General features: G+C 32.8%; 25 protein-coding genes, 2 tRNA genes and 1 pseudogene. 19 read left to right on the top strand and 9 right to left on the bottom strand.

From position 1 onward, the window contains the following. Positions 1-20 precede the first annotated feature (20 nt). From wTpre_RS03395 to wTpre_RS03430, 7 genes and pseudogenes are all read left to right on the top strand, one after another. A complete protein-coding gene (locus wTpre_RS03395) occupies positions 21-1,007 on the top strand; it encodes a hypothetical protein (protein WP_068651984.1) in 987 nt (328 codons plus the stop codon). Between the two features lie 9 nt (positions 1,008-1,016). After that, on the top strand, positions 1,017-4,490 hold the full coding sequence (locus tag wTpre_RS03400; protein ID WP_068651986.1) for an ankyrin repeat domain-containing protein: 3,474 nt from the start codon (positions 1,017-1,019) through the stop codon (positions 4,488-4,490). A gap of 371 nt (positions 4,491-4,861) precedes the next feature. Continuing rightward, positions 4,862-5,781, top strand: a pseudogene (locus tag wTpre_RS07495) (transposase). Between the two features lie 250 nt (positions 5,782-6,031). Continuing rightward, positions 6,032-6,122: transfer RNA gene (locus wTpre_RS03415), tRNA-Ser, on the top strand. 119 nt (positions 6,123-6,241) lie between these two features. Continuing rightward, entirely contained in the window at positions 6,242-7,369 is a 1,128-nt protein-coding gene (locus tag wTpre_RS03420; protein WP_068651988.1) for a SurA N-terminal domain-containing protein, read from the top strand. Between the two features lie 33 nt (positions 7,370-7,402). After that, positions 7,403-8,032, top strand: coding sequence for a ferredoxin reductase domain-containing protein (locus wTpre_RS03425; protein ID WP_068651990.1), 630 nt, complete (start codon positions 7,403-7,405; stop codon positions 8,030-8,032). Next, positions 8,016-8,603, top strand: coding sequence for a 5-formyltetrahydrofolate cyclo-ligase (locus tag wTpre_RS03430; protein ID WP_068651991.1), 588 nt, complete (start codon positions 8,016-8,018; stop codon positions 8,601-8,603). Before wTpre_RS03425 ends, wTpre_RS03430 begins: the two co-directional genes overlap by 17 nt. A gap of 256 nt (positions 8,604-8,859) precedes the next feature. On the opposite strand, the gene wTpre_RS05675 is transcribed toward wTpre_RS03430, so the two are convergent. The 4 genes from wTpre_RS05675 to wTpre_RS06750 form a co-directional block, all read right to left on the bottom strand. Then, positions 8,860-9,018: a hypothetical protein gene (locus wTpre_RS05675; RefSeq protein WP_157055013.1), complete on the bottom strand. Its 159-nt coding sequence runs from the start codon at positions 9,016-9,018 to the stop codon at positions 8,860-8,862. Further along, entirely contained in the window at positions 8,996-9,214 is a 219-nt protein-coding gene (locus wTpre_RS06740) for a hypothetical protein (protein WP_068651993.1), read from the bottom strand. Before wTpre_RS06740 ends, wTpre_RS05675 begins: the two co-directional genes overlap by 23 nt. An 18-nt stretch (positions 9,215-9,232) precedes the next feature. After that, positions 9,233-9,652 (bottom strand): hypothetical protein, encoded by a 420-nt coding sequence (locus wTpre_RS06745; protein WP_068651995.1) that lies wholly within the window; start codon positions 9,650-9,652, stop codon positions 9,233-9,235. Positions 9,653-9,754: 102 nt separating this feature from the next. Continuing rightward, the gene (locus wTpre_RS06750) at positions 9,755-9,994 is read right to left on the bottom strand and encodes a hypothetical protein (RefSeq protein ID WP_068651997.1); all 240 of its coding nucleotides are present in this window, start codon (positions 9,992-9,994) and stop codon (positions 9,755-9,757) included. Between the two features lie 140 nt (positions 9,995-10,134). On the opposite strand from wTpre_RS06750, the gene elbB reads away from it, so the two are divergent. The 9 genes from elbB to dapA all read left to right on the top strand — a co-directional run bounded on the left by elbB (position 10,135) and on the right by dapA (position 17,058). After that, positions 10,135-10,833, top strand: a complete 699-nt coding sequence (elbB, locus tag wTpre_RS03440) for an isoprenoid biosynthesis glyoxalase ElbB (RefSeq protein WP_068651998.1) — start codon at positions 10,135-10,137, stop codon at positions 10,831-10,833. A 139-nt stretch (positions 10,834-10,972) separates the two neighbouring features. Further along, positions 10,973-11,281 carry a hypothetical protein gene (locus wTpre_RS03445; RefSeq protein ID WP_068652001.1) on the top strand — a complete coding sequence of 103 codons (309 nt, stop codon included), beginning with the start codon at positions 10,973-10,975 and terminating at the stop codon, positions 11,279-11,281. 63 nt (positions 11,282-11,344) lie between these two features. After that, the gene (ispH, locus tag wTpre_RS03450; RefSeq protein WP_068652003.1) at positions 11,345-12,271 is read left to right on the top strand and encodes a 4-hydroxy-3-methylbut-2-enyl diphosphate reductase; all 927 of its coding nucleotides are present in this window, start codon (positions 11,345-11,347) and stop codon (positions 12,269-12,271) included. A 391-nt stretch (positions 12,272-12,662) separates the two neighbouring features. Further along, positions 12,663-14,102: a hypothetical protein gene (locus wTpre_RS03455; RefSeq protein ID WP_179945506.1), complete on the top strand. Its 1,440-nt coding sequence runs from the start codon at positions 12,663-12,665 to the stop codon at positions 14,100-14,102. A 4-nt stretch (positions 14,103-14,106) separates the two neighbouring features. Then, positions 14,107-14,715, top strand: coding sequence for a hypothetical protein (locus tag wTpre_RS03460; RefSeq protein WP_068652005.1), 609 nt, complete (start codon positions 14,107-14,109; stop codon positions 14,713-14,715). Beyond that, complete coding sequence (locus tag wTpre_RS03465) at positions 14,712-15,509, top strand: hypothetical protein (RefSeq protein WP_068652007.1); 798 nt, start codon at positions 14,712-14,714, stop codon at positions 15,507-15,509. Before wTpre_RS03460 ends, wTpre_RS03465 begins: the two co-directional genes overlap by 4 nt. A 12-nt stretch (positions 15,510-15,521) precedes the next feature. After that, a tRNA-Arg gene (locus tag wTpre_RS03470) sits at positions 15,522-15,595 on the top strand. Between the two features lie 68 nt (positions 15,596-15,663). After that, complete coding sequence (gene ssb / locus wTpre_RS03475) at positions 15,664-16,146, top strand: single-stranded DNA-binding protein (protein WP_068652009.1); 483 nt, start codon at positions 15,664-15,666, stop codon at positions 16,144-16,146. Between the two features lie 9 nt (positions 16,147-16,155). Beyond that, positions 16,156-17,058, top strand: coding sequence for a 4-hydroxy-tetrahydrodipicolinate synthase (gene dapA / locus wTpre_RS03480; protein ID WP_068652011.1), 903 nt, complete (start codon positions 16,156-16,158; stop codon positions 17,056-17,058). Between the two features lie 61 nt (positions 17,059-17,119). On the opposite strand, the gene wTpre_RS03485 is transcribed toward dapA, so the two are convergent. Together wTpre_RS03485 and wTpre_RS03490 are read right to left on the bottom strand one after the other, a co-directional pair. Then, positions 17,120-17,701: a hypothetical protein gene (locus wTpre_RS03485; protein ID WP_068652013.1), complete on the bottom strand. Its 582-nt coding sequence runs from the start codon at positions 17,699-17,701 to the stop codon at positions 17,120-17,122. A gap of 596 nt (positions 17,702-18,297) precedes the next feature. Next, positions 18,298-19,275, bottom strand: a complete 978-nt coding sequence (locus tag wTpre_RS03490; RefSeq protein ID WP_068652014.1) for a quinone oxidoreductase family protein — start codon at positions 19,273-19,275, stop codon at positions 18,298-18,300. A 119-nt stretch (positions 19,276-19,394) separates the two neighbouring features. Here wTpre_RS03490 and wTpre_RS06755 point away from each other — a divergent pair, with 119 nt between their 5' ends. Genes wTpre_RS06755 through wTpre_RS06765 form a run of 3 tightly spaced genes read left to right on the top strand, consistent with a single transcriptional unit; the run spans position 19,395 to position 20,024 of the window. Continuing rightward, positions 19,395-19,595: a hypothetical protein gene (locus wTpre_RS06755; protein WP_245609357.1), complete on the top strand. Its 201-nt coding sequence runs from the start codon at positions 19,395-19,397 to the stop codon at positions 19,593-19,595. A 20-nt stretch (positions 19,596-19,615) separates the two neighbouring features. Beyond that, positions 19,616-19,858: a hypothetical protein gene (locus tag wTpre_RS06760; RefSeq protein ID WP_369665140.1), complete on the top strand. Its 243-nt coding sequence runs from the start codon at positions 19,616-19,618 to the stop codon at positions 19,856-19,858. A gap of 1 nt (position 19,859) precedes the next feature. Further along, positions 19,860-20,024, top strand: coding sequence for a hypothetical protein (locus tag wTpre_RS06765; RefSeq protein ID WP_245609359.1), 165 nt, complete (start codon positions 19,860-19,862; stop codon positions 20,022-20,024). A 33-nt stretch (positions 20,025-20,057) separates the two neighbouring features. Here wTpre_RS06765 and wTpre_RS03500 read toward each other — a convergent pair whose 3' ends face one another. From wTpre_RS03500 to wTpre_RS03510, 3 genes are all read right to left on the bottom strand, one after another. Next, entirely contained in the window at positions 20,058-20,594 is a 537-nt protein-coding gene (locus tag wTpre_RS03500) for a cytochrome c oxidase assembly protein (protein ID WP_068652016.1), read from the bottom strand. After that, positions 20,595-21,317 carry a Bax inhibitor-1/YccA family protein gene (locus wTpre_RS03505; protein WP_068652633.1) on the bottom strand — a complete coding sequence of 241 codons (723 nt, stop codon included), beginning with the start codon at positions 21,315-21,317 and terminating at the stop codon, positions 20,595-20,597. 200 nt (positions 21,318-21,517) lie between these two features. Then, on the bottom strand, positions 21,518-22,705 hold the full coding sequence (locus wTpre_RS03510; RefSeq protein WP_068652018.1) for a cysteine desulfurase family protein: 1,188 nt from the start codon (positions 22,703-22,705) through the stop codon (positions 21,518-21,520). Positions 22,706-22,778 lie beyond the last annotated feature (73 nt).

The raw sequence follows: 22,778 nt of genomic DNA on the forward strand, positions 1-22,778 counted from the left end.
GAAATGTGAGGAAATTCTGTATGTTTAGCGATAAAATCGTCCTAGACTTTGAAGTAGAAAAAGGTGACCGAATAGATCGGTGTTACTTTTCTACACGTGTCAAACTTACAGATAATAGCAAAAATCTTTTGCGTAAAAAGCTTGGAAGTACAATTCAGCTTGATAATCTAGATAATTACTTTGATCTGAGTCCTGAAAATTTTTACATTTATTACAACAAATATAGTGGTCACTATGGTATAAATGAGCTACATATCAGAGATGATAATGGTAGATATTTAGCTACTAAACTTCCACTTGATCAGAGCGGATTTTCGATAGAGTTATCATTCGACGAGGTGAATTATGGTTTTTATCCTCTGTATGCAATCTATAATCCCACTCAATATGATAAAAAGCAGGAAAAGAGCTTTGAAGATACTGGTGAATTGCAGCCGTTTGTGTCAAGTGTATTGGATTACTTTCTAAATGGCTTCACCATTCAAGATATGTTTTTGCAAATACAAGATGAGCTTATTGAAAAAGAAATAAAATTAGAAGAAGACAGAAGAAAAGCAGAGGAAGAATTAAATCAAAAGAATGAAAAGTTAAGAGAACTAATAGAAAATGATGAGATTAAAGTACTTAAAGTAATAAAAGGCCATAGTATTGAGAATGGACGTTCAGCAGGAATTCTACAGCTTAATGGTGATCTTGATGCAAGTAAATACTACATAGCAGAGTATGAAAGCAATGAATACTTACATTGCACGAGCTCTGTTTATGACATAATGCTTGACCAGAGCGATTTATTTTTTGTTCTGAATAGCAGCTCTTATCTTGAACTTGAAAGCGGGTTCTACTCAATCCCTGAATTTAATTCTAGAAGCTATGCTAAATATCTCAATACTAAGAATCGGCTTTTTAGCGATGATCAACTATCTCATCAGTTGTGCAAAAACAAGGTAAAGGCTGAATCTACAGTTAACGCATTTTTCTCAAGACTCATTTATGGTGAAAATTTTTAAGAGGTGAATATGAAATTTAAAGCAAATTCTGAATGTGATAAATCACAAACGTTGATTAAAAAGTTATTTCCAAATAAAGAAAGTATAGTAATAAACGATCAGCTTACGATAGAAGTGAAATATGGTGGATTGGCTAGTTATAACACTGAGTATATAAAACAAACTGTACAAGATGCTTACGGAGCCTGGTCTGATAATTTCTATTCACAAAAAAGCGCTCATTCTGGTCCAGTAAAATTGCAGCTTTATGTGCTGAAAAATTACGATGATTACAAGGCTCACATAAAGGAACTTTCCGGTGGTAAAGACCATAGAGAATTATGGGGTGGTGGAACAGTAAGAGCACACGAAGCTGACGGCACGATAGCAAAGACTTTTGTTGTTGGAGATGTAAATGGCTTACTTTGTGCAAAATCTAAAATTTTAATGGAAAAAATGAGCGATGCATTTCTTGAGTACTCTACCGGTAATATGGATACAGTACCTGAAGTTTTACGTACCGGTATGAAGCTTTTTATGTGGAGCTATGATACAGCTAAAAAAGAAAGCACTCGCGATATGCATTATACGAAAGAAGCATACAATAAAATGCATGAATCTGGGCATGATACACCATATAAAATAGCAAGTATGTCTAACGACTGTAGAATATCAGATTGCTTAGTGACATTCCTACAAGAAAAACATCCTCAATTCATAAAGCAATTACTTACTGAGATGTCCTTCGATAGAGCAGAAGCGATATCAAAATTCAAGCATCTTTTGAATAACTCAGAAGTTGAAAAAGAATTTAAGCAGTGGATGGATGTAAAAAGTGGCGATAAAATCGTGGCAGATCTTGTGCCAGATAATGAAGTTATGACTTTCAGCGAACACAAGCTTCAAATAAATATAAAATATAATGATGAGGAATTAACTCAGAGCAAATTGAGTGGTGTAAAAAATGCCATCGAGAGTACTATAAAAGATTTTGATTCAGCATTTGGCATTAATAATTCTCAGCCTTGGCACAACATACCAAATAAAGTTAATGTTTTCGTATTTAATACAAAGAGTGACTACGAAAATTATCTTAAGGAGTTGAGCGTTAACTATAAGGGCGCTTCTGGCTTAACAATTCAAGGGCGTGGCTCAGAAATTCATGTTTATTTTTATCTACAAGAACAATTTGATGACTCGTGTAAAACTTTGAAACACGAATTGGGACACGCCTTAACTATCATTAATTCCTATTATGGTACAGGTGATATCTTATCTAAGGCTATGCATGAAGGGGTTGCTAACTATATGGCAAGTTTAGAAGATGGTCGTCATGTCAATGACCATGGAGATAAAGAGGCCTTGATTTCAATAAAGAGTAAAGGTCTCAAACCAGATGAAATATTGCGCAATAATATTTGGATTAATAAAGGGGAACATTATCATTCAGATGCTGAACAAGTGATCAAATTTCTTGAAGATAAACACCCGGATATGATTGATAATTTGCTCAAGAGCCTTTCTAAATCTGGTGCAAATAGGTCTCAAGGTAATAAATCATTTGAGGATTTTTTGACTGAGCTAAAAGGTTATACTCAGGAATTTAAACAGTGGGTCAAAGCTGAGCTGAGTGGTGAACAACATATGGAATATAATGTTGTTGAATCTAACAGTGTTGAAAATTCAACAAGCCAACAAAGTGCAGGTAAGGGTCTATATGGTTATAGCCCAGCACATAATGTAAGTGGTGATAAAACCAAGATAGAATCTAAATCAAGTGTCAGTAGAGAAGATTATATGCAACCTGCTAAAAAAGCGAGTGAAGACGAACAAGGAAAGGCTGTTACAACAAAAGTTATAAAGTATAATAAACATCCTTTCTTAAAGGTGAATATTGATGACAATAATGTAGAAAACACTATAGGAAAAGTAAACGAGATAAATAAGGTAACAGGTGCGAATAGTTTACATTTTACTGCTTCATTGGGAGATTTAAGCAAAGTAGCAACGCTACTAAAAAACAGTTCATATATTGATACAAGAGACCATAATGGACAAACGCCACTATATTATGCTATTCAGTCAGGAAATACGGAAGTAGCAAAATATCTTATTGATCATGGAGCAAATCTTAATGTTCATGACAATTATTATCAGAAAACTAATACTAAATATGTGTATTATAAGACACCTTTACACTATGCTATTGAGTCTGGAAATATAGAGATAGCTAAATACTTAATAGATCGTGGTGCAAATCCTAACATTCAAGATGCTTATTCCAAAACGCCATTATACAGTGCTATTTATTCAGGTAATACAGAAATAGTGAAGTATCTATTAGATCATAACGCAGATCCTAATAGTAAAAGTTATTATACTTTTCCGTTACTTGCTGCTATTAAGCTAGGGAATGCGGAAATAGTTAAGAGTTTAATTGAGCATGGCGCAGATCTTGGTATCAAAAACACGTCAGCTCAAACACTGCTGCACTATGCAATTGAGCTAAAACATACGGAAATTGCTAAATACTTAATAGATCGTGGTATAGATGTTGATACCCGTGATATTAGCTCTGGTAAATCTCCACTACATTTTGCGATGCACATGAAAAATATGGAAGTAGTTAGATATCTCATAGAGCATAATGCGGATATTGATATTCAGGATAGCTACGGCTTAACACCTTTGCATCTTGCTGTTGATCTTTGTAATAAGAAGATGATAGAGCAGTTAGTTGAAAAAGGTGCGAATATTAATGCTCAGGATAATGATGGTTGGACACCTTTAGTTCATGCAGTGAGGCATGGAAAGTTAGATACAATAGAATATCTAATAAAAAACAAAGCTGACGTTGACGTTGTAGGTAAAGATGGCAGGAAACTTGTTGAACATGCTGAGTTATGGGCAGAAGAGAAAGGACTAGCAAGAGATGTAATAGATAGCAAAGGCGATAATGATTCTTATTATCGTGAGCTTTCAAAAGAAGCTGCAACTTGGGAAAAAGCTGGAAAGGATATGCTTAGCTATCTCAAAAAAATTACTATGCAAGAAGAAGAATCTAACGATATTGACCAAATGCCAGCAGATCAACCTGCAAGTGAAGAAAGGAGTGAAAGATCGATAAGAGGAGACGAAGAGAAGCAAGAGGAAACAATTGTTATAGATAATGTGAAAGAAGAATCACAGCATCCTTTAAAAATCAAAGTGGGTGAGGCTATTGAAATAGGGAAATATAAGGTAGAACTGCAAGTTACGTATGATGATGTAAGAAATTTTTATGACACTATACGTGGTAAATATCATGATGGTAGTGAATACAATTATGAGCAATTAATGGTTTTGTACAATGAAATTGTTAGGCCAGCATCACAGCATCATGATGAACCATTTACTCTTGCTGAGTCCTATATTGCAGATGGGCATCTATTTATTAAAAATCAAGATTTTGGAATTTTGAATGATTTTAATGAGATGTTCTATAAAAGTGATGAGTTTATGTAACATAAAAGGTGGATGAGAATTAATTGATATGAGTAATTAGATCTTCTATTTTCATTCCAGCGTTTCCTTTTCCTGTCATCCCAGTGCCCCGACACTGGGATCAAGTGTTCATATAATCTCATTACAAATGCTTATTTTAATTTAAGACCAATATCTAATTTAGAATCAAAATTCCTGGATTCCAGTATCAAGTAATGGAATGATATCATCTACTATTCAACTCACTTTCAAAAATAAATGTTCCAGTATTTTCCTCTTCTCTCATCACAGTGCGTGACACTGGGATGGCTTTGTTGCATAGCAACTGAAAAAATCTGGTGGCTACTGAAAAAATTCGTTATAAAACAGCCATTTAACTGTTGAAGAGAAATATGCCACAGAAAATGAAAGTCAGCAACCAAAACGGGTATAACAAATTCCTTGAAAAAGGGGGAATATTTTTCGTTACATCGGTGAAGCTATCGAAAATTTGTATGAAAACAGTCCAAAAATGTAGTGCGGCAACTATATTTATAGTGATAAAGTTGTGATTTTGGTGTGTATAATCGTTAACCTTTTTAGAGTTAGTTTAAGACAAACGGTAAGGTTTGTAAAAGGATATCTACAACAAATAAGAAAAATTTGGCAGTTATCAACTATTCACAAGCATCAAAAAAAAACTTAATATTAAGATAGATGATTGCAGGATTGATAAAAGCAACATGGAAAGTATTGAAATTATCATAGATAGTACAAATTTGCAGTAACACTCCTGGCCACAGTAAGGAAAACAGTGCAGATAGAAAGTACCGAAGCTACGAGCAAGTAAGAAAGTTACATGTTATGTTAAGTGTGAATAGTAAAAAAGCTATAGCTGCAAGATACAGTAATGGCATCTACTCTGACCATTATGGAGCTTGCTTGAAGAAGTTAATTTTCAGCAAAAAATGAACATTATATGCAGATGGGGCATAAGATAGGCAAAAACTTTATAAATTGTGTAAGAAATACGATATAAAGACAAAAGTTCTACCAAAAAAGGATGTAGCAGAACATTCAAATGGATTATATGTATGACAGAAATGCTGCTATTAGGTTAAAAAATTATATAGACAAGATGGTGTAAAATAGTGGAAAAAGGAAGCAATTTATGGAAAAAGATCTTGCATAGAAGGATTTTTCTCAAGGTTGAAGCAAGTATTTGTTTAGGAATAAATCTGAGGTAAACCGTGAAAAAGAATTACTAATTAAGTGCTATTTGCTCAACAAATTCACTGATACTGGTATGGCTAAATTTGAAATCATTACATAAATTTGTCGTAAACCATCACTGCTTAAGGTGCTATGCAACAAAGCCCACTGGAATCGAGTCCTTTCCGCACAAAAAACGTTGTAAAGTGTTTACCAACTTAGTTGGATCCCAGTGTCAGCTACTCTGATGACAAGAAAGGGAGTACAGGTTTCAATATTTGCATGCATCTGAACAGATACAAATATTGCAATTAAAAGCATTAGACAGGCAGTAAAGGTCTTGATATTATATAGTATTAGGTTCTAAACTTGGAAGGGTGGCCGAGCGGCTGAAGGCGGCGGTTTGCTAAACCGTTATACGATTGAAAAGTCGTATCGAGGGTTCGAATCCCTCTCCTTCCGTGTATTATTGTTTAGGTACTCATTTACAGTAATTTCACCCTCTTTTTTAATTATTAAAAAGTTAGCTAGCGTTTATTCAGTATTTATTATAGAATTAGTTATTGGCTAAATAATTTTATATGCATAAAATGCTAATTTTGATATTAATAATGCTGCCGCTTAGGTTACTTGCAACTGAGATTGAAATTGTTGCAGATGTAAATGGTGAGCCAATTTCAAATTTAGATATTGAAAGACGTATCAACTTCATAAATTCATTGCTTGGCACTCAGAAGATTAATCAAAAAGAGGCAAAATCTCAAATTCTAAGACAGTTAATAGACGAAATTATCATTGTCAGCGAAGCACAGAAGATGAATATAGAATTGAGTAACGAGGAGTTAAACAATGCTGTCACGTTATTCTTAACTCAAAGTTTAAAACTTGGGGCTGATGAAGTTGATCAATACGTAAAAAAGCATAATATAGATCTCAATACTCTAAAAAAACAAGTAAAGTGTCAGCTACTGTGGAACAAGATTATTGAAGTAGGAATTGTGCAACTTGTCAATATCAGCGATAAAGAAGTGGACGATGTAAGAAAACAAAAAGAGAAACATGACTACATTATTACATTTCAGGAGTTTGTAATTCATGATCAGAAGATGGCTGAAGATTTAATAAAACAATTACGTACCAGTAATAATCCAGAATCTTCAATAAAGATGCGCAAAGCAAACGTTAATTTAAGTCAGCTAAAAGGTAACCTCAAGGACGTTTTGGAAAGATTAGAAATTAATGACGTAGCAGGTCCGATTAGTTTAAGCGAAGGTTACTCTGTTATAAAAGTCATAGATAAGGTACAGCTCAATCATACACTGCTGGAAAGTATTTTAAAAGTAAAACAGGTTGTGGTTAAAGATTCAGAAAATTTACTCTCTAATTTTAAGGAACAAAAGGTCAGTTGTTTAACTTTTGACAAGTTAGCAGATGATTTCAAGTTGCCAAGCGTAAAAGAGTTTGAAATAAAAATGCGAAGTTTAAATCCTGATTTACAGATTTTATTTAGTAAAACAAATATGAATGAAATAGTAGAATTAAGAGAAAATAGCACTGCAAAGTTGATGATGTTATGTGATATCAAAAATAATGCAATGGATCTAGAAGCAATCAAACAGGAAATGTATCAACAAAAGATTATGATACAAAGCAACCTATTATTGGATAATATGCGTAAAAATGCAGCTGTTAGTTATAAGTTTAATTGAAGTTAGAGAGGTTTTCTACTCCATAAAAAGTTTGTGAAGAATGTAATGCTCATTGGCGGTGGAGTTGGAAATGCAGTGTTGTTTTCAATAGGGAAGGCATTTCTTGAAAAGAATCATAAGGTTTTATATTTCGCTGGCTATAAAAAATTAAGTGATGTATTTAAACGAGCACTGATAGAACGTGCATCAAGTGCAGTAATTTGGGCATGTGAAGAAGGATTGATAGAGACAAGCAGAGAACATGATAAATCCTTTCATGGTAATATAGTTGATGCGATAATCTCATATCAGCAAGGAAAGTTAGGTAAAATGACTATTAGTTTAAACACTATAGATAAAATCATCACTATTGGTTCTGATAAAATGATGAAAGCTATAAATGAAGCTAGAAAAACAATTTTAAAGCCATATCTAAAACCAAAACACATAGCAATATCATCAGTTAACTCTCCTATGCAGTGCATGATGAAAGAAATCTGCGCTCAATGTATTCAGCAACACATAAATAAGGAAACAAGAGAAATAAGTTTTGTTTATAGTTGCAGCAATCAAGACCAGGATATGGAGCTCATTGACTTTGATTTTTTAAGTGAGCGCTTGAAGCAAAATAGTTTACAAGAAAAGCTCACTACAAAATGGATAGAACATGTTCAAAGACACTAAACAGAACAAAGAGGAACTAAGGAAGCAATATAGAACCATAAGAAAAGATGTTGATGAAAGTTATTCTAATTATGCAGCAAATTCTCTTATTAATCTCTTTAACAAAAATTTAAGTTGCGTTAAAAGTAAAACAATAGCAGCGTACATTCCAACAGACGGAGAAATTAATGTTGTGCCTTTGATGCATCATTTACTAGATTTAGGATATAAAGTAGCAATTCCTAATAAAAATAAGTTATTAAAATTTGAGGAATGGAATAAAGCAGATGAAGATATAATTCCCGACACAATCATTACTCCTGTTATTGCTTTTGATGATCATTTTAATAGGTTAGGTTTTGGCGGTGGTTGGTATGATGAAATGATAAAAAAATTACGGCCACTTGGAAAAATATTTATAGGTGTAGCCTATGAGAAGCAATATTGTAAAAATTTACCTGTAGAAAAACATGATCAAAAATTGGATATCATAATCACTGAGATATGTGTTAGATTTGAAAGTGAATTGCTCAAGAAGGCAGATAAAAAGGAAATGTTGAAACCTGTACTCCCTTTCTTGTCATCAGAGTAACTGACACTGGGATCCAACTAAGTTGGTAAACACTTTACAACGTTTTTTGCACAAACTGCAGGTAAAAGTTGGTTTTTATTAGCTAAAGTAAAGGTCAAATATCTGTAATTCTGGACATAAAATACCCCTGTAAAAAAGATTAGAAAAAAAATGCAGCGCACATATGACAGAAATTAAGTATACACTAAAGAGGATACGCTACATTTTTTTATGAGTTTAATAAAAAGGTCTGCAGACAAAGATAGATTTTTGAGCTCTAAAAATATCTATGATTGTCATTATCATCAGATTTAAAATATGCGGAAGTAATTTTTTGTGTCCGCTTAGCAGGGTGGCAAAATAAGATAGACAGATACATTTTTACATCAAAACGCTCCCCAAATGTATCAATTCTATTTTGTAATGTTGTTTCCATCAACTTGTTCAGAATTTGACTCCTTTACTTTAGAACTTGGCTTCATTTCTTTAGCTTTATTATTCATCTCTTGTATAAAATCTTCTACTGTTTTGCTATCTGCAGTAATTGCAGCTTTTAATTTGTCTATAGAATCCTCAAGTTCTTTCTCATCACTCTCATGAGTACTGAGGCCCTTTTCCAGAAATCTACTCATATCATCTTTTGAAAAATTTTACATGGTTCGATCTTTTACTAATTCCTTTATTGCCATTAATTGCTCTTTGTTTTGAAGCATTTCTATTATTTTTACTTTATTATCAAGAGTTGTTCTTTCTTCTTCATTAGCTTTAAGACCCAGTTTTGTTAAATTGCTTATTAACTTTCCAACATTATTCTCTCTTGCTTGAATCGTAGTTAATTTATCGATCACATCGTTCACAAAACTTTTCACTGCTTTTCCTGGTTCAATCGCTCCTTCTTTTATCTCACCTCTATGCTGATATATAGCATAACCAATAGCAGCTATAGCAACTAGTGCTACAAACCTTACAAATGCTGCTCCACCAACAATTAATGCACTGTTCACTCCTCCTAATGTTAATAAACCTGCTAGTGCACCTGTTAGTGTTGTCACTGCTGCTCCACTTATCAATCCTTGAGCTAACAGTTATTGCCTAAAGTTTTAAGCTCTTTCTCCATGCCTTCTACTTTATTTACTTGTTCCAAAAATTTTTTTGATTCAACTTTGTTTTTCTCAAAATCTTCCAATATAAGAATTATTACATCCCCCAAAAAAATCTTTATTTTCCATCAGAAATTTAGACATATCATTGATAGTTGATTCATCAGAATTTTTACCTTTCTTTTCAAATTTATATAGTACTAATAGATCTTGCAATTTTCGTAACAAATCTTCTTTTCCACTAATATATTTTACTATACTTTCAATGAACTTATCCGAATTGGTTAGGTGTGCTGTACCAGCTTGTACCATATTTAACTCCCGTCAATTATAAATATGCCTAATTATATATGCTAATTATTAATTATATTATAATTAGCATATATAATTACTCCTTTCCAAATATGGAATTTGTATTACAATACCTAGATTATATGAAATCAAGGTACTTTATGGGTGAGAAAAAATTAAGAGCCGCTGTGGTTTTATCAGGATGCGGCCACCTCGACGGCACAGAGGTGAGAGAAGCGGTCTTAACTCTGCTTGTTCTTGATCAGCAGGAAGTTGAAGTCAAATGTTTTGCTCCTGACATTGATGTTACACAAGTTATGAACCACAAAACAAAAAAGGCGGTAAAAGAAAAAAGGAATGTACTTGTAGAAGCAGCAAGAATTGCAAGAGGTGAGATAAATGATTTAAGAGAAGCGAAAGCTGAAAATTTTGACATGCTAGTCGTACCTGGTGGATATGGAGTTGCGAAAAATTTATCTGACTTATCTGAAAATAAAACAGTAATGCCTGAGTTTGAAAGATTAGTCTCAGAGTTCTTTGTTGCAAAAAAGCCAATAGGAACTATATGTATATCTTCAGCCATTATTGTTTTAATTTTAAGTAGCAAGATAGGTAAAGAAGAAAGTAAGATCAAGGTAACTATAGGAGACGACAAAGACCAGTTGATAGAGAAGCTCGGCGGCGAACATATAACATGCGATACAAAGCTATCAATAGAAGACGAAAAGCATAATACATTTTCCTGCTCTGCTTATATGCGTAGTGACGAAAGTACACACTCTGTATATCAAGGAATAAAACACATGATTGACAGTATGGTGAAAAAAATTAATAAAAAAGCCAAACAACCATTTCTCTAAAGAGTAGTTTCTTATAAAATTAATTATTTTATACTTCGAGTTACATTATTATTTTAGCCAGAGTGATCTGTAATTGCTTATTAACAGCAAGCTATATTTAGAACGTAAGTTTAGTTCTTTTTTTTTTATAGATGTAAATATGTCAGACCTTTTTTATATTGAAAGTGAGTGTTATGTAGATGGTCAGTGTGATACTTATGCAGGAGAAGTGAGTATCAATGATGTCATGTTGGGCAAGTTTAGTCTAAATTCATGCAGTGGGAAAAAAGCTATAATAAATCTAGACATCGCTACATTCGATATCCATATTGCCATGGATGACCAGGATGGAAGGACAATAACAAGAGACCTCAAGGGTCCTGAATTTGTAATTAAAGATGATGGTTCCTGGTATATTAATAAGAATCTTGGTAATGATAAATTTGAAATTATAGTAAAGCAGTCGTGATATGAAACATAGTGAGCGGAGATTGCTTTTTAGCAATGTTTACATACTTACTTGATTAAAAAAATGGAGATTATCTTAGCTGAACCACGAGGTTTCTGTGCAGGGGTTAAAAGAGCTGTAGACATATTAGCAATCACTTTAAAGAAATACAAAAATGAACGCCAAGTTTATGTACTAAACGAAATCGTTCATAATAAGTATATAGTAGAGGACTTCAAGAAACAAGGAGTGGTTTTTGTAGACAGCATAGAAGACATTAAAGACAATAGAGGAATATTGATCTTTAGCGCACATGGAGTGTCGAAAAGTATAGAGGATGAGGCAAAAAGAAAGGGTGTTCAAGTGATTGATGCAACATGTCCATTAGTTAGTAAAGTACATAAAGAGGCAAAAAGGTATGAGGATAGTGGTAAAGAATTAATTCTAGTTGGACATGAAAATCATCCAGAAGTTAAAGGAATTGTAGGAAGAGTAAGTAATCCTATATCTCTAGTGCAAACTATGCAAGACGTATACAATTTACAAATCAAAAATCCAGATCATTTATCTTATGTAACACAAACCACGTTAAGTATTGACGATACCAAAGAAATTATTGCTACACTGAAGCTCAGATTTCCAAGCATTACAGGCCCCGACTTAAAAGATATATGCTATGCAACACAAAATAGGCAGAACGCTGTTAAAAAATTGGCTAAAATTACAGATGTAGTGTTGATTGTAGGAAGTAAAAACAGTTCAAATTCAAACCGTTTACTAGACCTGTGTATTTCCAGAGGAAAAAGAGCCTATTTGATTGATAATTATAAATGTATGAACAAAAATTGGTTACAGGGCGCAGAAAAAATAGGAATTACTGCAGGTGCTTCTGCTCCTGATATATTAGTTGATGAGCTAGTAAATTACTTAAAAATAAATATGAATACAAAAGTTTCAGTCATGCCAGATGGATTCACTGAAAATGTTCAGTTCAAGTATACTAAATGGTAATGTGCAACAAAGTGCTTCAAATCAAGTCTTTAGCTCAATTCAATTTTCAGTCTGTTGGAGAATAAAACATCAAGCTGAGATATAATTAATCCTCTTTTGTCAGGTTAAGTTGTGTCTAGCACAAATATAAAAAAACCTTCATCATACAAAAAGGTTAATGTTACTACTAATTTTATCAAAAACTTATAATATAAGTAATATTGTCATCTAATGTTTTGAGTATGCACTTTGTTAATATGTTTGGGTCAAAACCTAAAAGTAAGTTTATGCTTTTTATAGGAAAAGAAGGCACAGTGTTACTATATTTTAAGAATGTTACTACTAATTTTATCAAAAACTTATAATATAAGTAATATTGTCATCTAATGTTTTGAGTATGCACTTTGTTAATATGTTTGGGTCAAAACCTAAAAGTAAGTTTATGCTTTTTATAGGAAAAGAAGGCACAATGTTACTATATTTTAAGAATGATACTTTAAATAAAAGATATTTTGCTAAGGACAAAAATAATAAAGTTGTTTCTGACTTAATTTCATGTCTCTCGTCAGATAAAAAAGCACCCCTATATCTGGTTCTCAATCACACTGATCAGAACTATTTGTTACAGTCTATCCCAAGAGTAAATAGGATTAGTGCTTATCTATCAGCAAAAACAAAAGTAGAGCATTTTGCTCATAATAACGATATAAATTCTATTCTCTTGGTCGAAAAGCCGAATAAATTTAATCAAAACTGGTGGTATCTATTTGTTTCATCAAAAGCAAATCATTTAATAGAATATTGGTTGGACGTGTTTGTTGAAATAGGCTCTAACTTTAAAGGAATATTAATGTTTCCTATAGAACTAGCCAGTATAGCAAAAAAGATTCCACACAAAGATCCTAGTAACTGGAAAATTATAGTTGCTGCAACTAAAACAGGTGGCTATAGACAAGTGGTTCTTAAAGAGAACAAAATGATATTTACACGTTTAATACCATTTACTAATGGTAATTTACCAGGAATCATTGCTGGTGAAATATATCAGGAAGTGAAAAATACAATTCAATCTTTAACTAAGTTTGGATTTGAAAAAAATGACCCTATCGACCTTTGCATCATAGTATCAGAAGATATTAAATCTAGTTTATCAGTTATAAATTTTTCAGAGAATAGTGTGAACATATTGACTCCATATGAGCTAGGTAAACTATTGGGAGCAGAATTAGCTATATGCAAAAAAGATAGCTTTTGTGATACTACAATTTTGTTCCATAGCTTTAAGAATAAGCCAACAAATATTTTTAACACAAAAGAAACTAAAGAATTTTATCTATTTAATTATCTTTATTTAAATGCTCCTCAAATTTTTCTATACCTACTCTTGGTTTTAGTTGTAATTAACGCCTTTTGTTTGCAAAATTTGTATTCAAATTTTAATATTGCTGATAATTTATCTACAAAGCGTAGTGCTTTAAATAACAAACTAATAAAACTTAGCCAAAGCTATAATGTAAAAAAGATAGATGAAGTTTATGATTTTATTAATATAAATAATATTTTATCAAAAATAGAGTACTCTCCTCTTACACAAATTAAGTATGTAGAAAAGTTAAAAGTACCAGGTGCAGAGCTCCAATCGTTTGAGTGGAATTATAATGAGGCAAAAAGTTATATCACCACAACTTTAAGGTTTAATTTTCAATCTGATCAAGACATTTCTTATCAATACGAGACACTACATAAAAATTTAAACGATAATTTCCGTACTCATGATATTAATATTTCTAGCTTAACCACTACTAAAGAGAAAAATCTATCTATTGATGTTGAAATAGGAGAGGCAATGTAGATTGATGACTATCTCTCAACTAAAAAGAAAAGCTACAATTCAGTGCATATATTATTTACTGTTATCTATTGTATTAATAGGGTTATCAACGTGTTTTATTCTCTATAACAAAAAGGTTTATAATAAAAATCACACTGCAGCTGAGGAAATACACTCTATTAATTTACAGATCATTGAAATTCAAAAGAAAGAAGTCATTCTAAATAAAAACCTAGATTTATGGAAAAGAATTTCTTCTTCAAACTTACATAGTAGCAGATATGTTACAAATTTAAATTTTGAGCTTCACAAGCTATATAAAAAATACTACATGTTAGAACCTAAAATATCAATTTCTATACCTGAAGAAGCTGAACTCCACAACAAAAGTGAATGTACAAAAGTAATAAGAAGTGAAGTGGTTCTAAGTTTAAGCTCAATTAGCGATAAGCATATTTTTTTATTTCTACAGTCTCTTCCAAATCTTCCTGGTTATGTTATGATCAGATCTCTTACCTTGAATAAGCAGAGAAATATAGATTCTTCAGCTATAAACCAGATTTTAAGTGGTAATATGATAGAGATAGTGAGAGCTAGTATAGTTTTTGATTGGTATACCATATTAAGTAGATGAATATAAAGCTGTTTTTTATTTTTACGCTGCTATTTTTTAGTGTTAGTGCATATTGCAATTGTGAAGATCTCGTAGAAAATATGGGGATTTGTAAAAAATATTCTTGCCAACAGCATATTAGTGATGAAGATTTTATTGAGCATAAGATATTAGGGTTAAATAGTGAAAATTTATGTGTATATATAGAAAAACGAGGCAATGATGAAATGCTCTGTCATCATTCTAACAATGGAATGATGACAGAAAAGGAGTACTTAAAAAGTATTTTTAAAGTTGGAAATCAAGAAATAAATGATTTCATTGATATAGCAAATTTGCGTGCGAAGGAGTGTTTTTTTATCAACAATTATAAACTAAGCTATATAGATCGAGATGATATAATAAAAGAGGCAGCAGAGAGTACTTTATCGCAATATGGTAGCATAAAAAGCATTTTCTTTGATGAAGAGCAGGTTAATAGAATCGTTAGTGAGATGGAAAAGTTTAACTTACAGTCTTTAGGAGTTACAGAGGAAGAAAATTTCAATTGTAAAGTAGTCAGTTTAGATTCAATCTTATACTTTTCCCCTGATACATGGAAAATATGGATAAATGGAAAGTTGTTTATAAATACTAAGGATTTAAAAGTGCACTCAGTAACCGAAAATTATGTAACTTTTTCATGGGCCGTAAACCAAAAGATAACAAAAGAAAGGATAAGCAATTCTAAAAATGTAAATTTTGGACATGAGGGTATTATGTTTACTCTTTATCCAGAACAAAAGTTTGATTTAGACAGTTTATCTATTAAATAATCTAATACATCTGCGCTTGTAGCTCAATTGGATAGAGCGTTGCCCTCCGGAGGCAAAGGTCGTGGGTTCGAATCCCTCCAAGCGCGTTTCTAATTAAATTTGACAATAATACTCTCACATCAGATAATGAGGATGTTTATTTTAAAGCGTAATTATGTCTAGTGGTACTATAAATAAAGTCATATTAGTTGGTAATTTAGGAAAAGATCCTGAAATTAGGACTACACAAAATGGAAAAGAGATGGCAAGTTTTTCAATAGCCACGTCTGAAAGTTGGACTGACAAACTTTCTGGTACTCGCTCTGAAAAGACAGAATGGCATAATATTGTAATTTTTAGTGAAGGACTAGTAAAAATTGTTAAAGACTTTGCACGGAAAGGTAGTAAAATGTACGTTGAAGGCTCTCTGAGAACCAGAAAATGGACTGACCAAAATGGTACTGAAAAGTACACAACAGAGGTGGTGCTATACAACTTTAATAGTGCCCTTACCCTTTTAGATTCACGAAACAGTATGTCAAACTCTGATTACAAGCCAGGTGAATACAAACAGAATGAAACGGAACAAAAAGATGAACACGGAAGTTTTGACAACAATATAAAAGATGAACTAATCGATGATGAAATACCATTTTAATAACTTCAATTGAAACCTACATTTTTATGGACTGCTTGTGTTACTCCTTTTAATTCTAATGGAGATAGCGTAGATTACAAAAGTTTGCAGTGCTTGCTTGTAATGCAGGCTCAAGCTAAAAATGGTGTAGTATTGCTCGGCAGCACAGGTGAAAGCTTATCACTTACTGATTCTGAAAAGTGCACCTTAGTTGAATTTGTATGTGAGCTAAAATTAAATACGAAAATTATAATTGGTGTACCAGGAGCGAATCTATATCAGACTCTTGAATGGCTTGATTTTTGCAAGGATATCCCTATTCATGGCTATCTAATGACAACTCCCATTTATGCAAAGCCCGGAATCATGGGGCAAACTTTATGGTTTGAAAAGCTGCTTGAAAAAGCACATGTGCCAGCCATGCTTTACAATATTCCATCAAGAGCAGGAGTGAGTCTTCACGCTGAAACTGTACGCAACTTATCCAGCAACGAAAAATTTTGGGCTATCAAAGATTCAAGTGGAACTGTTTACAGTTTAATTGAGTATAAAAAAGTTGCACCAAATATTAAGGTGTTTTGTGGAGATGATAATATGATACCCGATATGGCTGCTAAGGGTGCGGCTGGTCTAGTTTCTGTTGCCGCTAATGTTTGGCCAAGTGTAGTACATAAATATGTTAAGCAATGCATGAGTGGCAAGAACCCTCAAGCAGACAGTTGGCAACAAGCTTGCAAAGCTCTATTTACTGCCAGTAATCCAATACCTACTAAAGCACTCCTGCATGATATTGGGCTCATAGAACACGAAACTGTTCGTCTTCCACTGAGCACAGAGGACTTGCCTGCCGTTGAAACATTAAGACAAGCTAATAAAATGATTCTTGGGTGGGAAAATCAACTAACTATTCAGGATGAGGACTTGAGCGGATAATTCAATTATGCTTAACATGAAATGTTCTAAATCCTTTTCAAAAACTTCTATCTATCGTTTCTTAAAATACTCTCCTGCACGTATCCCCATCAATAATTTTCACGTCGCTATCAACTGAGCTGCCTGACTGTCTATTTCCTTCTGGAAAAAAGCACTCAATTGCTTTATCAATTAATAAATTTAAAGAAATACAAGGAATCATATTCACTACAAAAGTTAAAGCACCTATAGCTGCTGATGATTTGATACCAAGAGCAACTAGCCCTTCTCCAACTCCAAAAGAAACACCAATACTACTGATAGTATGTGCATAATTTTTAATTTTATATTCAGCACTGTTGCTATATTCTCTCAAAATTTGTTTGTTTTCTTCGGACATGCTTTCTGGTATATCGTTGAGATTTGTAGTTTTTGAGAAAGAACAAGCACTGATTACACATCGTACTAATAACATTGCAGAACCAATGATTCCACCTGCAACTAGAGGTGGCAAGTTAACATAACTTAGAGCTAAACCTGCAAGAGCCCCAGTAATAGCTGGCATTCCTAGTGCTATTGTTATTGCTAGTTTTAATTCAAATTTCTTTTCTAGGATACTTTTTGCTTGCCTTGCCTCTTTTAACTGTTCTATTGTATAGCTCATAGTATGTACTCTTACTTAAAATTGCTAATATAATACTAGCATTTTTAATTTATGTAGTCAACTTATTAAGGAATTTTATTTACTTTCAGCACACTTTAGCCTATATGTATGGTCCCAGAGTGTAATGGTATATAAAATATGAGAACAAAATGCCATTAAAGGAGAATTTATGATTACTGGATTTGTCAGAGCAACAGAAACAATAATAGGGTAATGTAAACTTTCTAAGTACTATAACTTTAACCCTAAAATTATTGTAAAATAGAGAAAAGTAGTTATTTAAAAGGAGAATAACAGCTCCATATACTATTGAAGTTATAATACTTAAATAGTAGATGTGACATCAAATCTAATTTAAAATATAACTTATTTACTCAGCTTCTTTTGAAACTACTGTGAAAATAATATCTATAGATAAAATATTGCATTACCACTCCACTAACGAGTAGCAGAATAACAATTTTCCAAACTTGTTGGTAAATCTCAGTCAGTTTAGCTACAGCTGTATGCTTTTAAATCTCCCAAAAAGAAAATTAACCATGTGAAATTCTTGTTGATATGACTTAATGAATAATTATTTTAGGTTACTAAGTTATTTAAGAAACTTTGATAATATTTAGCCCACTTACTTTTCTATTTTCCATGTCACGATGAGCCTCTATTATTTCATCAAATTTATATTTTTTATTAATTCGTACAATTAAAAGTTTTTTTCTTATCATTTCAAAAATTTCCATTGCAGTAAGAACTAACGTAAGTCTATTATTCTTGTAATGATATATCGAAGTTCCAGCTGCAAATAACGAACGTGAACTAAGTAAAGAGAAAGTAATAGGAGTATTACCTGATATCTTCCCATAGGAAACATATATGCCAAACTTACCCAAAGATTCAAAAGAGAGCTTGCTTGTAGCGTAACCTATAGGGTCATACACTGCTCCTACTCCTCTATTTTTCGTAATCTCCATGATTTTAGAAACGAAATCTTTATCATTGTAGTTTATTGCGTATGTGCAGCCATTTTGTAAAGCTATCTTCATTTTTTCATCAGAGCTTATAGAACCTATCACTATACCTTTTTTATCCTTTGCCCATTGGCATATTATTTGCCCCAAACCACCATTAGCTCCATGAACTAGTACAAAAGCACCAGGCCTGATTTTATAAGATTGATTAACTAAATAGTGAGCTGTCATACCTTTAAACAATACTGCAGCAGCAACTTCATTAGGTATATCATTCGGAATTTTTATTAAATATTTCTGGTGTAAAATGCGCTTCTCACAATATGCCCCTGGAAGAGCTGTGCAATATCCAACTCTATCTCCAACCTTAAATCCATCACTAATTTTTTTACCAAGCTTTTCAACAACTCCTACTGCCTCTACTCCAAGTACTGATGGCAAATCTTTAATTTTGCGTATACCTTTTCTATGTTCTAAATCATAACGATTTAAGCCGATAGTTGTATGACGTATTAAGACTTCCTCATCTTTTGGTTCACCTATGCTCTTATCTACAAATTCTAATACTTCTAGCCCCCCAGTTTTTTTAATTTGTATAGCTCTAACCATGATAAATGTAAGACAAAAACTTTAACTATGTTATCTAGCAATTAGTGTTTTGCAAAATGTTATTTAGAGTTTATACGCTACATAAGCGTAGTGTTAATAGTTTTGAGGCACAAATTATAATGAACAAAGAAGTTTGGCTTTATGGTGTTTTATTCAATGTGTTGTGCAAAGTGGATGAAGATAATGATTTGGATGTTAACAATATAATAAAAAATAAAGGATTTGATGTTAACCATAGATTTGACTTGAAAGATTATGACGACTTTCCAATAGATAGTCTTTTTTTTCCATCGCCATTAACTATAGACCGTACACTTTAACAAATCTAGCTCAAGTTTTAATAAAAGCAGGAGCTCATGTTCAAGACGAAAAAGGATGTTTACATACCTGTGTTTTGACCCATTCTCCGGACATATTAAAGGCTCTTATAAAAGCGGGAGTAAATGATAACCCAAATGAAAACTATGGTGGAAATACCGTTTTAGACTATGTTACTAAATTATATGGTAGAGATAAGTCAACGAAATCCAAGGATTGCTGTGAAATTCTAATTGAGCATACATTAGAAAAAAACTCACAGTAAAATGCCAGACTCTATAAAAAGTAATAAAGAGTTAACTGAGCACTGGAATGCCTGTAAAGCAAATAGTGAAGAATGGGAATTCGCAATACCAAAAACCTCAATACAAGTACTTAGTGTGCAAAAACAAATAAGTGCTTCTGCCCAATTAAATAGATCTGTTGCATAACTATTATTTAAATCAACAATAGGCACAGGTTGGTTACTTAAGCTTAAAAAACGTATATGATAGTGTTATTTCACTTAAATCTTTTGTACTATTGTCACGAATTATTTCAGGGTCTATGTAAAAAGATACTGGCATAGCTGTTTTTTGTTTTGGCTGCAAAATTTGTTCTTCAAAGCAGAAGCATGCAACTTTATTGAAATACTTACCTGCTTTAAAAGGTGTGACATTATACACTGCCATTCCAAGTGAAGGCTGGTCAGATAAATTTTCTGCATAATAAAACACTAAACTTTTTTGCCCTATATTAATATCAATGTAGTTAGTTTCTGATTTAAATTCCCAAGGCAGACCGGACATTACATCAGCATTGAAGTAAACCCTGATTTTTTGGTTAGTTGCACTTATTGTCGTATTAGTTGCTTTTCTCGTTGTGCCACCATATCCAGTTGCTTTGCAAAAGATACTATACAATGGCACTGAAGCATATGCAAGACAAAGCATTAATACAACTAAAGATAATAGGAAAAAAACTATAGAATTTCCATTATTTCCCCTTAGAAAGGAAATCATCTAATCCTTATTGTTGAATAAATTAAGTAACCTCAGCAAATTGAGGAATATATTGATGAAGTCAAAGTAAAGATTAGTTGCACCAAGTACTGCCAGCTTAGTAGCTGCAACCTCTGAGCCATCATTATACCTATAATAGACATCTCTGATTCTCTGAGCATCGTACGCGGTCATTAAAGTAAACACTATTACTGACACAAATGATATTGCAAAATATAGTGAACTACTCCCAAGTAACAGATTAACTATAGATGCAACGATTAATCCCCAGATTCCCATGATCAAAAAAGAACCCATACTGGTCAGATCATTTTTTGTAGTATTACCATACAAAGCCATAGAACCAAACATGATCGATGTAATGAAAAATGCTCTGGCTATATTTCCTGCAGTATAAATTATAAAAATATGAGATAAAGAAATTCCCATTAAAACTGAGAATAGAAAAAACACAGTAAGTGTTGACTGAGCACTTAGGTGTTGAAGCCTAAAAGACATATAAAACACCAATGCAACTGGAGATAGCATTACCACAAGCGATAGAACAGGATTGGAATAAATCATCTGAAAAAGACCAGAGGACACTGTTAAAAACGCAACAAGCCCTGTAACACCTAAAGCTAAAGCCATATAATTGTATACCTTGGTTAGGTAACTCCTGAGTCCAGCACTATAATAAACGCCCTGAGAGCGAATATCCTGTTCGTTTTTCATATAAGACATATATAACTCCCTATTATCTCTTGATGATACATTATAATACAACACAGCGTCTTTATCAAGTATAAAATGACATACGCCAATTGAATGGCGTGGTATGCAATTAGAGAATTCTTCCATAACTACAAGCAAATCGGTTTTCAGCAGCATTTAACTATTATAACAACCTCTGGCAACAGAAATTACTTTCACCATTCCCTCTATCATGATTTAAGGGGAATGGTGAAAGCAGTTTTTACATTTACTAAAGCATTCTTCTTATAGACACTATACCAACAATCCACTATTTTTTCTATGTCTCGCGGTTTAACCTCTGGACCTATACTGATTCTAATTGAACATTCTGCTTGCTCTTTTGTTGCTCCCATTGCAAGCAAAACATGAGAAGGTCCAACTTTTCCAGAAGAACATGCAGAACCATTACTGACTGCAATATTATTTAAGTCAAAGTGCATGAGCTGCAGATCATTCTTCACTCTCGGCATATAAATGAAACTTGTATTTGGCAATCTTTTAGAATTTCTGCCAAAGATCTTGATATCACTGACAAGACTTAATAACCCACACTCCAATTGATCACGCATCTTCTCTACTTCATCCATCTTTGATAGAAGATCTGGAATGTTTTGCAACGCAGCAGAAAGACCTACTATTGCAATAATATTTTCTGTACCACCACGCAACCCTTTTTCTTGCCCACCACCTATTATAGTAGGTTCTATTACAAGCTTTTTGTCAAATATTAAAACTCCACTACCTGCTATACCACCAAATTTGTGAGCAGATAAAGTAAGTAAATCCACTTCTAAATCTTCCATATTTAATTCGACTTTCCCAATGCTTTGAGCAGCGTCAGTGTGACAGATTGCCCCGAATTTATGTGCTATTTTAGCTATTTCCTTAACAGGCTGGATAACTCCAGTTTCGTTATTAGCCATCATCACTGAAATTATTACTTTACTCCCTTCAAGTTCGCTTAGAATTTTTTCTAGCTCTAAAAAGTCAACAATACCCTCTTGATTAACCGGTATTATATGTGGATTATATGCAGAATTAAGAATTGAAGGATGCTCTGTAGCTGAAATTACATGCAGATAGCCTTTCATTCCTCTCATGACGAGGTTGTTTGCTTCAGTTGCACCAGACGTAAAAACTATTTCTTTATCATCTGGAATGCTAAGAGCATCACGTACGTTATCTCTTACCTCTTTAAGAATCTTCCTCGCTTCTTGTCCTCTTTTATGCAGGGATGATGGATTTAGTGTTTGTTTTGATAAAATCTCAAGTATACTTTTTTTTACATTTTTACTCACTGGAGCAGTTGCATTATAATCAGCATACACATAACTACTATCTTCCAGGGAGAATAGACTCACAGGCTTATTTGTCACTTATCATCAACCAATTATGCATGCTAACTTTAACACAATAAAAATTTATTGCAAAAACAGCAAAATTAATACA

Source organism: Wolbachia endosymbiont of Trichogramma pretiosum (assembly GCF_001439985.1).
In the GTDB taxonomy this organism is placed as follows: domain Bacteria; phylum Pseudomonadota; class Alphaproteobacteria; order Rickettsiales; family Anaplasmataceae; genus Wolbachia.

Bases quoted from the DNA above. Each gene is read 5' to 3' on its own strand.
- wTpre_RS03430 (WP_068651991.1), top strand. From the start codon at position 8,016: ATGTTCAAAGACACTAAACAGAACAAAGAGGAACTAAGGAAGCAATAT.
- wTpre_RS06740 (WP_068651993.1), bottom strand. From the start codon at position 9,214: ATGAGTAGATTTCTGGAAAAGGGCCTCAGTACTCATGAGAGTGATGAG.
- wTpre_RS03460 (WP_068652005.1), top strand. From the start codon at position 14,107: ATGACTATCTCTCAACTAAAAAGAAAAGCTACAATTCAGTGCATATAT.
- wTpre_RS06755 (WP_245609357.1), top strand. From the start codon at position 19,395: ATGAACAAAGAAGTTTGGCTTTATGGTGTTTTATTCAATGTGTTGTGC.
- ssb (WP_068652009.1), top strand. From the start codon at position 15,664: ATGTCTAGTGGTACTATAAATAAAGTCATATTAGTTGGTAATTTAGGA.
- wTpre_RS05675 (WP_157055013.1), bottom strand. From the start codon at position 9,018: ATGGAAACAACATTACAAAATAGAATTGATACATTTGGGGAGCGTTTT.
- wTpre_RS03465 (WP_068652007.1), top strand. From the start codon at position 14,712: ATGAATATAAAGCTGTTTTTTATTTTTACGCTGCTATTTTTTAGTGTT.
- wTpre_RS03455 (WP_179945506.1), top strand. From the start codon at position 12,663: ATGTTTGGGTCAAAACCTAAAAGTAAGTTTATGCTTTTTATAGGAAAA.
- wTpre_RS03485 (WP_068652013.1), bottom strand. From the start codon at position 17,701: ATGAGCTATACAATAGAACAGTTAAAAGAGGCAAGGCAAGCAAAAAGT.
- ispH (WP_068652003.1), top strand. From the start codon at position 11,345: ATGGAGATTATCTTAGCTGAACCACGAGGTTTCTGTGCAGGGGTTAAA.
- wTpre_RS03505 (WP_068652633.1), bottom strand. From the start codon at position 21,317: ATGTCTTATATGAAAAACGAACAGGATATTCGCTCTCAGGGCGTTTAT.
- wTpre_RS06750 (WP_068651997.1), bottom strand. From the start codon at position 9,994: ATGGTACAAGCTGGTACAGCACACCTAACCAATTCGGATAAGTTCATT.
- wTpre_RS03400 (WP_068651986.1), top strand. From the start codon at position 1,017: ATGAAATTTAAAGCAAATTCTGAATGTGATAAATCACAAACGTTGATT.
- wTpre_RS03395 (WP_068651984.1), top strand. From the start codon at position 21: ATGTTTAGCGATAAAATCGTCCTAGACTTTGAAGTAGAAAAAGGTGAC.
- elbB (WP_068651998.1), top strand. From the start codon at position 10,135: ATGGGTGAGAAAAAATTAAGAGCCGCTGTGGTTTTATCAGGATGCGGC.
- wTpre_RS03500 (WP_068652016.1), bottom strand. From the start codon at position 20,594: ATGATTTCCTTTCTAAGGGGAAATAATGGAAATTCTATAGTTTTTTTC.
- wTpre_RS03420 (WP_068651988.1), top strand. From the start codon at position 6,242: ATGCATAAAATGCTAATTTTGATATTAATAATGCTGCCGCTTAGGTTA.
- wTpre_RS06765 (WP_245609359.1), top strand. From the start codon at position 19,860: ATGCCAGACTCTATAAAAAGTAATAAAGAGTTAACTGAGCACTGGAAT.
- wTpre_RS03490 (WP_068652014.1), bottom strand. From the start codon at position 19,275: ATGGTTAGAGCTATACAAATTAAAAAAACTGGGGGGCTAGAAGTATTA.
- wTpre_RS03445 (WP_068652001.1), top strand. From the start codon at position 10,973: ATGTCAGACCTTTTTTATATTGAAAGTGAGTGTTATGTAGATGGTCAG.